The 13,729-nt window shown below is 55.1% G+C and carries 8 protein-coding genes; 4 read left to right on the top strand and 4 right to left on the bottom strand.

Translation table 11 applies throughout. The features are described 5' to 3' along the window. The first annotated feature begins 3 nt into the window (after window positions 1-3). Both treZ and NMUL_RS07380 read left to right on the top strand, forming a co-directional pair. Window positions 4-1,881, top strand: a complete 1,878-nt coding sequence (gene treZ / locus NMUL_RS07385; protein ID WP_011380742.1) for a malto-oligosyltrehalose trehalohydrolase — start codon at window positions 4-6, stop codon at window positions 1,879-1,881. A 55-nt stretch (window positions 1,882-1,936) separates the two neighbouring features. Next, window positions 1,937-7,129, top strand: a complete 5,193-nt coding sequence (locus NMUL_RS07380) for a malto-oligosyltrehalose synthase (protein WP_011380741.1) — start codon at window positions 1,937-1,939, stop codon at window positions 7,127-7,129. A gap of 40 nt (window positions 7,130-7,169) precedes the next feature. Here the strand turns inward: NMUL_RS07380 and glgX are convergent, their stop codons facing one another. After that, window positions 7,170-9,275 (bottom strand): glycogen debranching protein GlgX, encoded by a 2,106-nt coding sequence (gene glgX, locus NMUL_RS07375; RefSeq protein ID WP_011380740.1) that lies wholly within the window; start codon window positions 9,273-9,275, stop codon window positions 7,170-7,172. 130 nt (window positions 9,276-9,405) lie between these two features. On the opposite strand from glgX, the gene NMUL_RS07370 reads away from it, so the two are divergent. After that, a complete protein-coding gene (locus tag NMUL_RS07370) occupies window positions 9,406-9,714 on the top strand; it encodes a hypothetical protein (RefSeq protein ID WP_238529771.1) in 309 nt (102 codons plus the stop codon). A 62-nt stretch (window positions 9,715-9,776) separates the two neighbouring features. Next, on the top strand, window positions 9,777-9,998 hold the full coding sequence (locus NMUL_RS16320; RefSeq protein WP_074772360.1) for a GDCCVxC domain-containing (seleno)protein: 222 nt from the start codon (window positions 9,777-9,779) through the stop codon (window positions 9,996-9,998). Between the two features lie 325 nt (window positions 9,999-10,323). Here NMUL_RS16320 and ahr read toward each other — a convergent pair whose 3' ends face one another. Genes ahr through NMUL_RS07350 form a run of 3 tightly spaced genes read right to left on the bottom strand, consistent with a single transcriptional unit; the run spans window position 10,324 to window position 13,089 of the window. Beyond that, complete coding sequence (gene ahr / locus NMUL_RS07360; RefSeq protein WP_011380739.1) at window positions 10,324-11,364, bottom strand: NADPH-dependent aldehyde reductase Ahr; 1,041 nt, start codon at window positions 11,362-11,364, stop codon at window positions 10,324-10,326. Window positions 11,365-11,419: 55 nt separating this feature from the next. Then, on the bottom strand, window positions 11,420-12,871 hold the full coding sequence (locus NMUL_RS07355) for a patatin-like phospholipase family protein (RefSeq protein WP_049783088.1): 1,452 nt from the start codon (window positions 12,869-12,871) through the stop codon (window positions 11,420-11,422). Window positions 12,872-12,873: 2 nt separating this feature from the next. Continuing rightward, on the bottom strand, window positions 12,874-13,089 hold the full coding sequence (locus NMUL_RS07350) for a hypothetical protein (RefSeq protein WP_041352451.1): 216 nt from the start codon (window positions 13,087-13,089) through the stop codon (window positions 12,874-12,876). Window positions 13,090-13,729 lie beyond the last annotated feature (640 nt).

Below are 13,729 nucleotides of genomic sequence, written 5' to 3'. Positions count from 1 at the left end.
GGCGTGCTGACACGACTTCACGACATGCCTTATGGCACTCAAATCACGGACCACGGAGTGCGCTTCCGTCTTTGGGCGCCTGGTTGCAAACAGGTGGGATTGTGCCTTGCAGACGGACGGACGAATGAGAAGCCCGAACGGGCACTCCCCATGACTCCCCGCGCAGGAGGATGGTTCGAGTCGACTGTAGCGGAAGCGGGAGCGGGAATACGCTATGGGTTCGATGTGAACGGTGCCCGCGTGCCCGATCCCGCTTCGCGCTTCAATCCGGATGATGTGCATGGTTTAAGTGAGGTGATCGATCCTTCGGCCTTCGCCTGGCAGGATGCGAAATGGCGTGGACGGCCATGGGAAGAAGCCGTCATCTATGAGCTGCATGTAGGCACGTTCTCGCCCGAAGGAACCTTCAAGGGCGTCTCCCAGAGACTGGACTATCTGGTCGAACTCGGTGTGACCGCCATTGAGCTCATGCCGGTTGCCGATTTTCCGGGCTCACGAAACTGGGGCTATGACGGCGTTCTGCTTTACGCGCCGGATAGCCGTTACGGACGTCCGGAGGATCTCAAGGAACTGGTTCAGGCCGCGCATGAACGGGGACTGATGATTCTGCTCGATGTCGTCTACAATCACTTCGGGCCGGAAGGAAACTATCTTCACCTTTATGCAAAGGAATTCTTTACTGGGCGCCATCACACTCCGTGGGGTGCGGCAATAAATTTCGATGGCCCCGCAAGTGGACGGGTACGCGAGTTTTTCATCCACAACGCGTTGTATTGGCTGCAAGAGTATCATTTCGACGGCCTGCGGCTCGATGCAGTCCACGCGATCATCGACCATTCCAGTCCGCACATCCTTGTCGAACTGGCGGAGCGTGTTCGTGCCGAGGTCGGTACAGAGCGCCACGTGCATCTGATCCTGGAAAACGATGCCAACAATGCCCGCTATCTGACAAATAGTTGGTACGACGCGCAGTGGAACGACGATATTCACCACGCTCTGCATGTGCTTTCTACACAGGAGGGCGATGGATACTATGTGGATTATGCCGACAATCCGGTACGCCATCTCGGGCGCTGCCTGGCGGAAGGGTTTGCCTATCAGGGAGAGATATCCGTTTATCGCGACGATATGGCGCGTGGAGAGGCGAGCATTCATCTGCCGCCCCAGGCTTTCATTTCCTTTCTGCAATCCCACGACCAGGCGGGCAACCGTGCATTTGGCGAGCGTATTAGTCATATTGGCGAGGAAGCGTTGACACGTATGGCGGCAGCCATCTATTTGCTGGCTCCCGGCATTCCCATGCTGTTCATGGGCGAGGAGTTTGCCGCAAAATCGCCTTTCCTGTTTTTCTGCGACTTCGGACCGGAGCTGCGCGAAGCTGTGACACAGGGGCGACGCAGGGAATTTGCCCGCTTTGCGCATTTTACGCAAGACATGGACGAGACAGCGATACCGGACCCGAATGCTGTTCAGACTTTTCTTATCTCGAAAATCGATTGGGATTTACTCAGGAATGAAGCTCACTTTGCCTGGCTGGAGTATTACCGCAACCTTATGAAACTTCGCAGCGAAATTATCGTACCGCGCCTTCGCGGAATGAAGGGTAATTCGGCACATTTTGAGGTATTCGCGCCTAAATGCCTGTGGGTCTGCTGGCAGTTGGGCGACGATTCCACCTTGCGGCTATTGGCGAATTTTTCCGACGAGAGCGTGGCGGCTCCCCGGTTCGGCGGGCAGATCGTGTTTGCCTCACCCGGTGCAATACCCCCATCTTCCCGAACAACCAAAAGTATCCCGGTGAAAAGTATGCTGGCGCCTCGTTCGGTAGTCTGGATGCTTGAACCGGCTGCCGATAAAAGTAAAGGCAGTTTTACCGGATAACAACCGCCGAAACTGAAATGAAGGGAAAGCACAAGGAAATATTCGAGGGAGAAGCATGAGCAATCCGCTTGACCAGCTGTGCGAATTATATGGCGTGCTGCCCTGCTACAGCGATATCTGGGGAAATACCCGCTACACTTCACAGGACGCAAAGCGCGCTCTACTCGGGGCAATGGGGGTTGCAGCGGCCACCGAAGAGGAAATTTCAGCGTCCCTGCACATTTTTATAAGGCGCAAATGGGAGCATGTGTTGCCACCCGTACAAGTGGTGCGGGAGTGGATGCGACCCTATCGTATTGCAGTCGCACTACCGGCCCTCGAGGGCAAAGGGCGCTATCGCTGGCGCTTGTGCAGGGAATCCGGGACCGAAGACCACGACGAATTTATTCCTGATGCCCTGGAGGAGGTCGAGCGTTATCGCTTCACCGCTCCTGGCAATTTCGGCAGTTTCGATGATCCTGGTGAGCAGGAATTCGTGCGGCGGATTCTGGTGCTGGATCTCTCTGTGGAACCAGGGTATCACCGGCTTTTCATCGAAAAGAGCGATGGCCTCGCTCTGGCTGAAATGCCGTTTATCATGGCTCCTGCCACCTGTTATTGGCCGCCCGGTCTCGAAGGTCCGAGGCGGGTGTGGGGCCCTGCCCTCCAGTTATATGGGATTCGTTCCCAGCGCAATTATGGCATCGGGGATTTCAGCGATCTTCGGCGCCTGGTCGAATTCTATGCCAGCGCAGGGGGAAGCACGCTCCTGCTCAACCCGCTTCATGCGTTATTTCCCGATGCTCCGGAACACACCAGTCCCTACAGCCCCTCCAGCCGCACCTGGTTCAACCCGCTTTATCTGGATGTGGAAGCCATACCCGAGTTTGCGGAATGCGAGGAAGCACGTTCGATAGTGCTCGCGCCGGAATTCCAGGCGCGGCTGCGCGCGCTTCGTGCTACCGAACAGGTGGATTACAGAGGCGTTGCGGAGGCAAAATCGGAGGTTCTCGTCTCCCTTTACCGGTATTTCCGTAATACCCATCTGGCGCGAAATACCGATCGCGCTCGTGTTTTTCGTGCTTTCCAGGCTGAGCACGGCGAGGTTCTTCGCAAGCAGGCACTGTTCGAGGCGCTTCAGGAATATTTCCGGGCAGAGGATAGCTCTGTATGGGGGTGGCGGGTGTGGCCCGAAGCATACCGCGATCCCGAAGCTCCGGAAGTGACCGCGTTCCGCGAAGCTCATCTCGAGCGCGTGGAATATTTCGAATACCTGCAGTGGCAGGTTTCCCTGCAACTGGGCTCAGTGGGCACACGCTCATGGGAAGTAGGACTCAATATTGGTCTAATGTTCGATCTGGCGATCGGGGTAGCGGAAGGGGGCGGGGCAACGTGGTCCCGCCGTGAACTCTATGCACTTGAAGCCAGTGCAGGGGCGCCACCCGATGACTTCAACCGTCTGGGGCAGAATTGGGGCTTGCCGCCCTGGATTCCTCACCAGCTTACTTCATCCGCTTATGCGCCTTTCATTGAAGTGCTGCGCGCCAACATGCGCGACAGCGGTTCACTGCGCATAGATCACGTAATGGGCCTGCGCCGCCTGTTCTGGGTGGTGCGGGGGCTGCCTGCAACGGAGGGGGCCTACATACGCTATCCCTTTGAAGATATGCTGAGCATATTGGCACTGGAGAGCCAGCGCAACCGCTGCCTGGTGATAGGTGAAGATTTGGGTACAGTACCCCCTGAAGTACGTGAAGCCTTGCATCCCGCAAACGTGATGTCCACACGGTTATTATATTTCGAGCGGGTTGATGGCGGACGATTGAAGCCACCGCAGGCGTACCCGGCAAATGCCGTAGTGGCGGTAACAACCCATGACCTTCCGACTCTGGCAGGATTCTGGCAAGGGCTCGATATTGATTTGCGCGATCGTCACCATCTGTTTCCCGAAGATGAGATGCGGAACAGGCAAATCGTGGAGCGAGCGGCAGACCGTGCACAGCTCCTGGTGGCATTGGAAGGGGAAGGCGTATTGCCGTCGAGAGGAGGACTTCATCAGGTCGGCTTTCCAGAGATGACGGCGGAACTCGCCGCAGCAGTGTACACCTATCTGGCCCGTGCACCGTCCAAACTTCTGCTGCTGCAGCTCGAAGATGGCTTCGGAGTACTTGAGCAACCGAATCTGCCCGGGGCGACAGGAGACACTTATCCATCCTGGCGTCTCAAACTGCCCCTCAATCTGGAGGAGTGGCAGGGAAGCGCCTGGCTGCAGGGGATAATCCTGGCATTGCGCCGGGAACGCCCCTTGTCGCAAGCGCCCTCCTCCTCAGAGGGTGAGGTCGCGCAGGATGTACAAGTGCAGATTCCCAGGGCAACTTACCGCTTGCAATTGAATCGGGACTTCAATCTGAGGCAGGCAACGGAACTGATCCCATACCTGGATGAGCTGGGCATCAGTCATTGCTATCTTTCGCCCCTCCTCAAAGCGCGCCCCGGCAGCATCCATGGCTATGACGTAACCGACCACGGCAGGCTCAATCCGGAGATCACGAGCGCCCGCGACTTTGAGCGGTTTGCCGCTGTCTTGAAGCGCCATGGAATGAGCCAGATCATGGATGTGGTGCCCAATCACATGTGCATCACCGGCGTTGATAACGAATGGTGGCTGGATGTACTGGAAAACGGTCCGGCATCCCGCTTTGCCAGCTATTTTGACATCGACTGGTACGTGATGGGAGAGCACCTGCCGGGCCAGGTGCTGCTCCCTGTTCTGGGCGATCACTATGGCACCGTTCTGGAGAACGGGGAGCTCAAACTCGCGTTCGACATCGAACAAGGCTCCTTCAGTGTTTTTTATCATGAGCACAGGTTTCCTGTAGATCCGCGTGAATATCCCCGTATTCTTGGGCATGATCTGAGAAGGCTCGAGATGCGACTGGGGGAGCAGCACCCGGAGTTTCTGGAACTCCAGTCCCTGATTACGGCATTAACCCATTTGCCGCTGCGAGAGCGCGTTTCCCCCGATGCGGTCGCGGAGCGGGTACGCGACAAGGAGATACACAAGCGCCATCTGGCTTCACTGTTCGTGAAGAGCGCCGACATCGCCCAGTTCGTCCAGGAAAATATCACTCTATTCAACGGTGACGCACCGGGGCAACCCAGGAATTTCGATCTGCTACATGAACTGCTGGCCGTCCAGGCCTATCGCCTGGCTTTCTGGCGTGCGGCAGCGGACGAAATCAATTACCGCCGCTTCTTCGACATCAATGATCTGGCGGCGCTGCGCATGGACAACCCGGAAGTATTCGAAAGCACGCACCGCCTGGTTCGTGAACTGATCGCGCGCGGCTATGTAAGCGGATTACGCATCGATCATCCGGATGGTTTATACGCGCCCCAGGAATACTTCGAGCGCTTGCAGGCGATGGCTGCGGCAGCACTGTTTCCGGGAACGGTGAAGGACGGCGCCAAGTCGCTCTATATCGTCGCAGAGAAAATACTTGCGTCATATGAACATCTTCCGAAGGCCTGGTCCATCCACGGCACTACGGGATACGACTTTGCCGCGGCTTGCACCGGTCTTTTTGTCGACACCCACGCCGCCGGGGAGTTTACCCGCATCTATGAGCGTTTTATCCGGGCACGTCCGGATCTCGATGCAATGATACGGGCGAACAAGCATCTGATCATGGATCGTGCGCTGGCAGGTGAGCTTCAGGTACTGGCAATACAATTGGCACGTATCGCCAAGGGCGACCGCCGTACATGCGATTTCACCTTCAACAGTCAGCACAGCGCACTTGCCCAGGTTGTCGCCAATTTTCCTGTCTATCGTACTTATGTATCCGATTGTGAAAGTTCTGCTGATGATGTCCGCTACGCCGACTGGGCGGTTGAGGTAGCCAAGAAGCGCAGTCAGGCGGTTGATACCACCATCTTCGATTTCGTGCGGGATGTATTGCTGGGACGGCAGGCCAAAGGTCAAGCCGAAGCATACAGGAACGCCATATGCACCTTTGCCATGAAGTTCCAGCAGTACACCAGCCCGGTAATGGCCAAAGCGATGGAGGATACGACCTTCTATCAATACAACCGGCTGGTATCGCTCAACGAGGTCGGCAACGAGCCGCAGCGGTTCGGGGTGTCCCTCGCAGCCTTTCACCGGGAGAATCAGGAGCGAGCGAGCCATTGGCCGCATGCCATGCTGTCCACTTCAAGTCACGACAGCAAGCGGTCGGAGGATGTGCGGGCGCGCATAAGCGTTCTCTCCGAAATACCCGATCAGTGGGCACAGGCTCTTAAACGATGGAACAGGCTCAATCGCAGCAGCCGTTGGGAGCTGGACAACACTTATGCGCCGAGCCGGAATGACGAGTACCTGCTATACCAGATATTGCTGGGCATATGGCCTTTCGACACACCGCATGCCGAGGAATTGGCAAACCTGTCCGACCGCGTAGTTGCCTATATGCGCAAGGCCGCGCGAGAAGCGAAGGTGAACAGTTCCTGGATCAACCCTGATAGCGAATATGAGGCAGCAATGCAGGACTTCGTGCATGCACTTCTCTCCGAGCAGCCCACCAATCTGTTCCTGCGCGACTTTCTGCCTTTCCAGCAGCGGGTTGCATGGGTGGGTGCCTTCAACAGCTTGTCACAAGTGTTACTCAAACTGACCTCACCGGGAGTACCAGACATCTACCAGGGCAATGAAACCTGGGATTTCAGCCTCGTGGACCCGGACAACAGGCGTCCTGTGGACTACACGGCGCGTCGCAGGTCCTTGCAGGCCATCCGCTCGATGCATGCTGAAGAAGGTCCCGGGGCATGCGCCCAGCATCTGATGGAGAACCTGCGGGACGGCAGGATCAAGCTCTATCTGACCTGGAAAGCGCTCACGTTCCGCCGCGAGCACGAACAGCTTTTCCGCGACGGCGACTACCTGCCGCTAAAAGCGCATGGAGACTGCAGCGAACATGTATGCGTGTTTGCACGGCGCCGGGAAAATGAAATTATTGTCGTTGCCGTACCGCGATTGCTCGGTAAGCTCATCGGAGAACAACACAGGTTCCCAGTCGGCAAATCCATCTGGACCGACACCTGGGTGGAACTGCCTTCAGACGAGTTGCGCGAGAAGTGGATCAATGTGTTGACTGGCGAGATTCTTGCCACCCAGAGGACGGAGGAGGCATGTGGGAAGTTTGGGTTGGCTCACCTTTTCGGGACGTTTCCTTATGCGTTGCTATCCCCTTTCGAGCAGACAACGGGATGAAGCGGGGATATTTGCAGAGGCTCATCCTGATGAGAGGGTTTCATGCCTGCCGCTGCAAAAGCACCAGTGACCGGGCGGCGACTGACAAAGCGGATCCGGCTTCGAGCCCGGGCTGATCCGCTGCATTCTCTACCCAGCCCTCGTTGGTGTCGAGTATTCTCAACCAGCGTAGCCCCCAGTGGTTGGGGGGCAGGACGAAATCGATCGGCTCGAAATGTGCGTTGAAAATCAGGTAGAAGCTGTCATCCTTTACCGGCTCCCCTCGAGCATTGGGATTCGGGAAACTGTCTCCGTTGAGAAAAATTCCCAGGCTTTGAATTCCCCCATTCCCCCATAATTCCTCGCTCGCCTGTTCTCCCATGTAATTGAACCACGCAATATCGTCCTGGCCCCCACCGTGAATGGGTTGCCCCTGAAACCACCGGCGTCGGCGGAAGACCGGGTGATCACGGCGGAAGCGAGCAAGGCGTCTGGTGAATTCCTGTAAACCGGTATCCACCTTCCCCCAATCCACCCAGGAAATTTCGTTGTCCTGGCAGTACGCATTATTGTTTCCCTGCTGGGTGCGACCCAATTCATCCCCTGCCAGCAACATGGGCACGCCCTGAGACAATACCAGGGTAGCCAGAAAATTGCGCTGCTGCCGGGCGCGAAGCGTAAGCACTTCCATGTCATCCGTAGGCCCTTCGACACCGCAGTTCCAGGAACGGTTGTCGTCAGTGCCATCCCTGTTGTCCTCGCCATTGGCCAGGTTGTGTTTTTCGTTATAGGAGACAAGATCCCGCAATGTGAAACCGTCGTGCGAGGTGACAAAATTGATGCTTGCAAAAGGATGACGCGAATTCCCCTCGTAAAGGTCTGAGCTTCCGGTAAAGCGATAAGCGAATTCACTTAAAGTAGGTTCCTGGGTGCGCCAGAAATTGCGGATACAGTCCCGGTACTTGCCGTTCCATTCAGACCAGCCTGACGGGAATTTCCCCACTTGGTAACCGCCTTCCCCCAGGTCCCAGGGTTCCGCGATCAGCTTGACCTGATTTGTAACAGGATCCTGCTGGATAATGTTGAAAAATGCATTCAGCATTTGCACTTCATGGAGTTCGCGTGCGAGCGCGGATGCGAGATCGAAGCGGAAGCCATCGACGTGCATTTCCAGAACCCAATAGCGAAGCGAATCCATGATCAGTTGCAGCACATGCGGTTGCCTCATATTGAGGCAGTTGCCTGTGCCTGTGTAATCCCTGTAGTAGCGCCGATCTTCCATGAGCTGGTAATAATAGGCGTTGTCGATTCCCTTCAGGCATAACACCGGCCCGAGATCGTTGCCTTCCGCAGTATGGTTGTACACCACATCGAGGATAACTTCTATGTCGGCTTGATGCAGGGCCTTGACCATTTGCTTGAATTCGGCGCTTGCGGCTCCCGGACGCTTGTCCGCGGCGTAGGCGCTATGGGGAGCAAAATAGGCAATGGAGTTATAACCCCAGTAGTTGCGCAAACCCTGATCCAGGAGATGTTTGTCCTGCACAAAGTAGTGCACTGGCAACAGCTCGACAGCCGTGACCCCAAGCTGTTTCAGATAATCGATAGAGGCAGAGTGTGCGAGCCCCGCATAAGTGCCCCGCAGTTCAGGGGGTATGTCGGGATGCTGTGCGGTGAAGCCCTTGACATGCAACTCATAAATGACTGTTTCGTGCCAGGGGCGCTGGAGTTGACGATCGCCGGACCAATCGAAAAACGGCTGATGAACGATGCTGCGGGGCATGAAAGGCGCGCTATCCTTGTCATTCCGTGCATCGCGGTCATCGAAAAGATAGGGGAATACAGCTTCATCCCAGGTAATGTCGCCATCGATCCCTTTTGCATACGGATCGAGCAGCAGCTTCGCGGAATTACAGCGATTACCTTGCTCCGGGGACCACGGCCCATGCACCCGAAAACCGTAACGCTGTCCAGGCTCTACGCCCGGCAGGTAGCCGTGCCAGCAGTATCCTGTCACCTCGGGCAAATTCACCCTGGTTTCACGACCGGCTTCATCGAACAGGCATAGTTCGACGCGTTCCGCCGCCTCGGAAAACAGGGAGAAATTGGTTCCCGCTCCATCGTATGTCGCACCAAGGGGGTAGGGAGTGCCTGGCCAGATTTTCATTCGGGTACCTGCGTCAAAGTTGCGGAATGCTGCTATAACTTACAGTGCTATATTATTTTCGGACCAGCCAACAGAGAGATGGCAAATGAAAATTCGCTTATTTTTTGTAATTCTAACAGGCTTGACTCTCATGTCCTGCGCTCACATCGATTCCCATCCCATGGATATGACAAGCGCTATTCGGAACGCAAAAACCGCTAAGGATCATTACGTCCTGGCTCGACACTATCAGGCGGCAGCGGAAGCCATGCAGGCGAGAGCAGATGAGCAGAAAAGATACCTGACCGAATATCGGAAACACGGATATTACTATGGCAGGAAAACCATTGATGTGAAAGAGCATGCCCAGGCACTTGCTCACATCTATGAGGAAGCTGCGGAGGAAAACAGGAGGATGGCGGAGTCTCACCGTCAGATGGCGGAGGAAGCGAAGCAGTAGAAGCGGCAGTAAACTGGAGGATATGCTGCCACAATTTTTTACCACTCCCGGGAATTCTTTTGATGAATAACCCACTTCATCTGGAATCGGAACTGACGTGCCCTTACTGTAAGTACGTCAAGCGAGAAATCATGCCAGTCGACGCCTGCCAGTTTTATTATGAATGCGAAGACTGCAAGACGCTGTTGCAGCCTCGTCCGGGTGATTGCTGCGTCTTTTGTTCCTTCGGGTCCATTAAATGCCCTCCGGTTCAGATGCAGGCATGCTGTTCATCCTCCCCTTAGCTTGCGGAAGAGCTTGCCGTGAGCCTCCAAACCGGATTTCAACATCCCGAAGAAGGAACAAGCAGGCAGGAAACCAATTTCAGCCCGCAAGCGCAATGGGGAATTCATGGGGGCGGGTACCTGCCTATTTGCCACATTCAGCCGCAGAGCATATGGTCGCGTTGATGCTGACCCTCAGTGCCGTCCAGGGACTGCTTGGCTTTGAAATGCCGCAATAAAACTATTGGTATTATCGGGACCGGGAAATCACCCTGCGTAACATTACGGAATTTGGGCGCCCTCGTGTCCGAATGAAGTGACGGTTGAATTGCTAAGAAGCGGCCGATCATGCATTCGCACTTCCTGGGTGCTCCCGATTGAAATTCGCATCCAGGACTATGCGGTAGCGCGCTTTTCCAGCAGCCAGATGTGCAACCGCTTCATTGACCCTGCTCATGGGAAAACGCTCTACCTGAGGCTGAATGCCGTGACGGGCGGCAAAATCCAGCATATCCGCCATCATCGCAGGCCCACCCGTCGGTGACCCTGAAACATTCTTCTGTCCGCTCAGAAGCTCGAAAGCGGGGATAGGCAGGGGTTCGAGCACTGCGCCAACGAGATGCATGCGTCCCTTCGGTTTCAGCGTCTGGAGCAGCAATGCCCAGTCAAGGGGGACATTGACGGTCACCAGCAGAAAGTCGAGCGAGCGTGCTGCCGAGCGAATTTCGCCGCTCTTACGACTGGAGAGAACACGATGGGCACCGAGGGTGCGCATTTCTTCCGCCTTTGAGGGATTGGAAGAGAAGGCCGTAACTTCGCAACCCCAGGCATGCGCAAATTGCAGGGCGAGATGACCAAGGCCGCCAATGCCAACGACACCTACATGATCGGTCGGTTTTACATAGGCCGCAAGGGGCGCAAATACAGTAATTCCTCCGCAAAGTAACGGGCCTGCGGAGGAACTTTCAAGGGTCTCAGGTATGGGAATCGTCCACGCCCAGTGGGCTCGCACTTTGTCGGCAAATCCCCCGTAATGCCCGATGATTGTCGCGGTGGCTCTGGTACAAAGGTTGTGATCGCCGCTCATGCATTCATGGCAGTGCATGCAGCTGCCCGCATTCCAGCCAACGCCTACCCGCTGGCCGATTTGCAATCCCTTTGCCTGTTCTCCCATCGCGACAATCCGGCCAATGGCTTCGTGCCCCGGAATAACGGGATACTGCGTGATACCCCAGTCATTATTCAGTATTGAAAGATCGGAATGACAAAGACCACAATGCTCCACCGCAATTTCCACTTCCTCCGGCGCGAGAGGCCCGGCGTCATAAGTGAATGGTTCGAGTTTCTGCCCGGGGGCGTGCGCGGCGAATCCGAGAATCTTCGTCATATTTCTTCCCTTTCTTTTTTGGTGAGCTGGCGCGTGATTTCCATCGAATTTTTCATCAGCAACCCTGTCCCGCGAATGGAATGCATCCATGCAACACTTCCATCAGTCTTTTGAACTCGGGATCTTCGCTGAGTATTTGCTGTCCGACCTTCCGTAGTTTATCTACCGTTTCCCGAGGCAATTCCAGGGTGGTTGGAAGATTTTTGAACCAGTTTCGCTCGTCGACGGCTTGGATGTATTCAAACGCCACCTCGATCGGAAAAAATTCAATCTGGTGCGGTACGGGAATATCCAGCTCGCATCGCGGGCCTTTGCTGGCAGCCAACTCCTTGCATCCGGATACCAGGCGCATCGATTCGTTGAACTCGTTAACCGTTTGCCGCAACAATTCGAGAGTATCGAATGAATAATTGCCCAACGGGACCACGGCTGCGGCAGTCAGCGTATCAACGAGCCCGGGAACCTCTGGCCTCTGATCCCGGCGGGTAGTTGGGTTTGTGCCGGCATTCACCACGATTACCACCAGTTTGTCCACTTTCTTCTGATTTATCAGGCGAAGCACGCTCCAGGAATTATTTAAACTGGTGATCGCCGCGAGCGGCTCCCGCAACCCGATATTGTCGGCCACGCCGCCATCGGTCAAGTGGATGTATTTACGCGGGTTGAGGTCGGTCGCGGTATACGAAAGCCTGTTTTCCGCGCGCGCGGCCCGACGTATATTGAGGCGCGACTTATGATCCTGAACGGCAAGATCCACCCATTCAGGCTGACGGTAGCCGCATTTGCCCGCATAGTTTTTAAAAGTGAGGGGCGTAAGTCCTCCCGGATACGCCGAGGATGCGGCTGCTGCCCGCCCCAGTGAAATTCCTGACAGGTCGGAGCATAAAAGATCAAACTGGTCCTGGGTAAAGGGAAATTGCGTTCCCGTCGTCATATCCGTGGCATTCAGGATCACAAAAGGTCGTCGAGCCCGAGCAATTACTTCCGCATATGTGCCTGCGCCAAATACCTCCCGATCATAAAACTCCGCCGCCAGATCACTGCGCCCGAAGGTCGACCCGCCGAGTTTCAACAGCCCCGCCGGAGTCAATGCCGAATCAATCAATTCGGATTGGATGGATCTGTAGAGGAAGCGATTCGGGAATTCGTCGAAGATCCGCAATCCATACAGGGCGTAATAAGCTGCAGGAAAGCTTCCCCCGGATATCGACGAAATTACATCCACTTCATCCAGCAGCGATATTTTCCGGTTTTTCCATTCGATTTGAGTGTCGCGGAGAGCCTCCAGCACTCCATAAGATAATGCCGCCGCCCGGGTACCGCCTCCCGAGAAAACCAGAATGACAAACAATTTATCGCTATTGCTTCCCGGCTCCAGTTTTTCGAAACGGTAACCTGAGGAAGGGTCGTACCTGGCCAAGGGCGGATTTACCTGAAAGGAGCCACACCCGCTCAACAATAGGGCTCCAGCAAGCACAGCCACGCATGTGCCGAGTCGGATACTCATACCTACCATTTTTTGATAAAGGCAACTTTCATGGGAAGCAGAACAGTGGTTCCCTTGACCATGACCTCGCAACAGATGGGGTCACAGTCTTCTGGAGGGGCCAGGGTAAATTTATGCGTGCCCGCATCCATCTGCAGGACTTCATTGGTATAGCCGCACAGATCGCCGTCGACATATACCGGCCGCCGAGCCGGGTAGCTAACTATTACGAACTCCACACGACTTATTCCTTTCAAGTAGATTGGAGTTATGCGGAAATTCAGGCCCTCGGAATGCCTTTATTTATTAACATATCGAGGAACAGGCATTAAAAATCGGAGAGAAGATATATTGTTATTGTCCCATTGTCCCCCGCCATTTTTTCTCATTTTCCGCATCATAGATGATACAGGGGCTTTGGTTCAGAGACTACAAGGATTAGACAGCGTTTGCCAGGGGAAGCGAAGGGAATGGTGGCAAGCCGTGATTTGAGCTTGAAAGATACCCGCTTTTTTCTGAATAGAAAGAGAAAGCGGGCAGGTTCTGGCCTGACTCGGGACCATAAGCCCATCGAATCAAGTTGACGCCTCCTGGGAAGGTATCTGGAGGATGCCCAGGAGGAGTCAAGCACGGCCATTCTTCAATTCAGGAGGCAGAGAAAAAACCAATGCTTGCAATCTCATCAGCAAGCATTGGTCTCCACTGGAGTCCGCACTAAATTTTTGCTTATGAAGGAAGAGAAGCGACGGGCCTTTATAAGGCTCAACTACCAGGCTCAACTACTGATTTAGTCAGCCAGTCAGACGAGCAGGCATGGAAGCTTTGGTCAAAATCCTCCATGCCATGACCTACTAGGGAATGGGAGCAAAGGTCCGACCC

The organism is Nitrosospira multiformis ATCC 25196 (assembly GCF_000196355.1).
GTDB classification, from domain to species: domain Bacteria; phylum Pseudomonadota; class Gammaproteobacteria; order Burkholderiales; family Nitrosomonadaceae; genus Nitrosospira; species Nitrosospira multiformis.
This window is presented reverse-complemented; position numbering and strand designations above follow the sequence as displayed.

Excerpts from the sequence above, each read along its gene's own strand:
- NMUL_RS07380 (WP_011380741.1), top strand. The coding sequence starts at position 1,937 with ATGAGCAATCCGCTTGACCAGCTGTGCGAATTATATGGCGTGCTGCCC.
- glgX (WP_011380740.1), bottom strand. The coding sequence starts at position 9,275 with ATGAAAATCTGGCCAGGCACTCCCTACCCCCTTGGTGCGACATACGAT.
- NMUL_RS07370 (WP_238529771.1), top strand. The coding sequence starts at position 9,406 with ATGTCCTGCGCTCACATCGATTCCCATCCCATGGATATGACAAGCGCT.
- NMUL_RS16320 (WP_074772360.1), top strand. The coding sequence starts at position 9,777 with ATGAATAACCCACTTCATCTGGAATCGGAACTGACGTGCCCTTACTGT.
- ahr (WP_011380739.1), bottom strand. The coding sequence starts at position 11,364 with ATGACGAAGATTCTCGGATTCGCCGCGCACGCCCCCGGGCAGAAACTC.
- NMUL_RS07355 (WP_049783088.1), bottom strand. The coding sequence starts at position 12,871 with ATGAGTATCCGACTCGGCACATGCGTGGCTGTGCTTGCTGGAGCCCTA.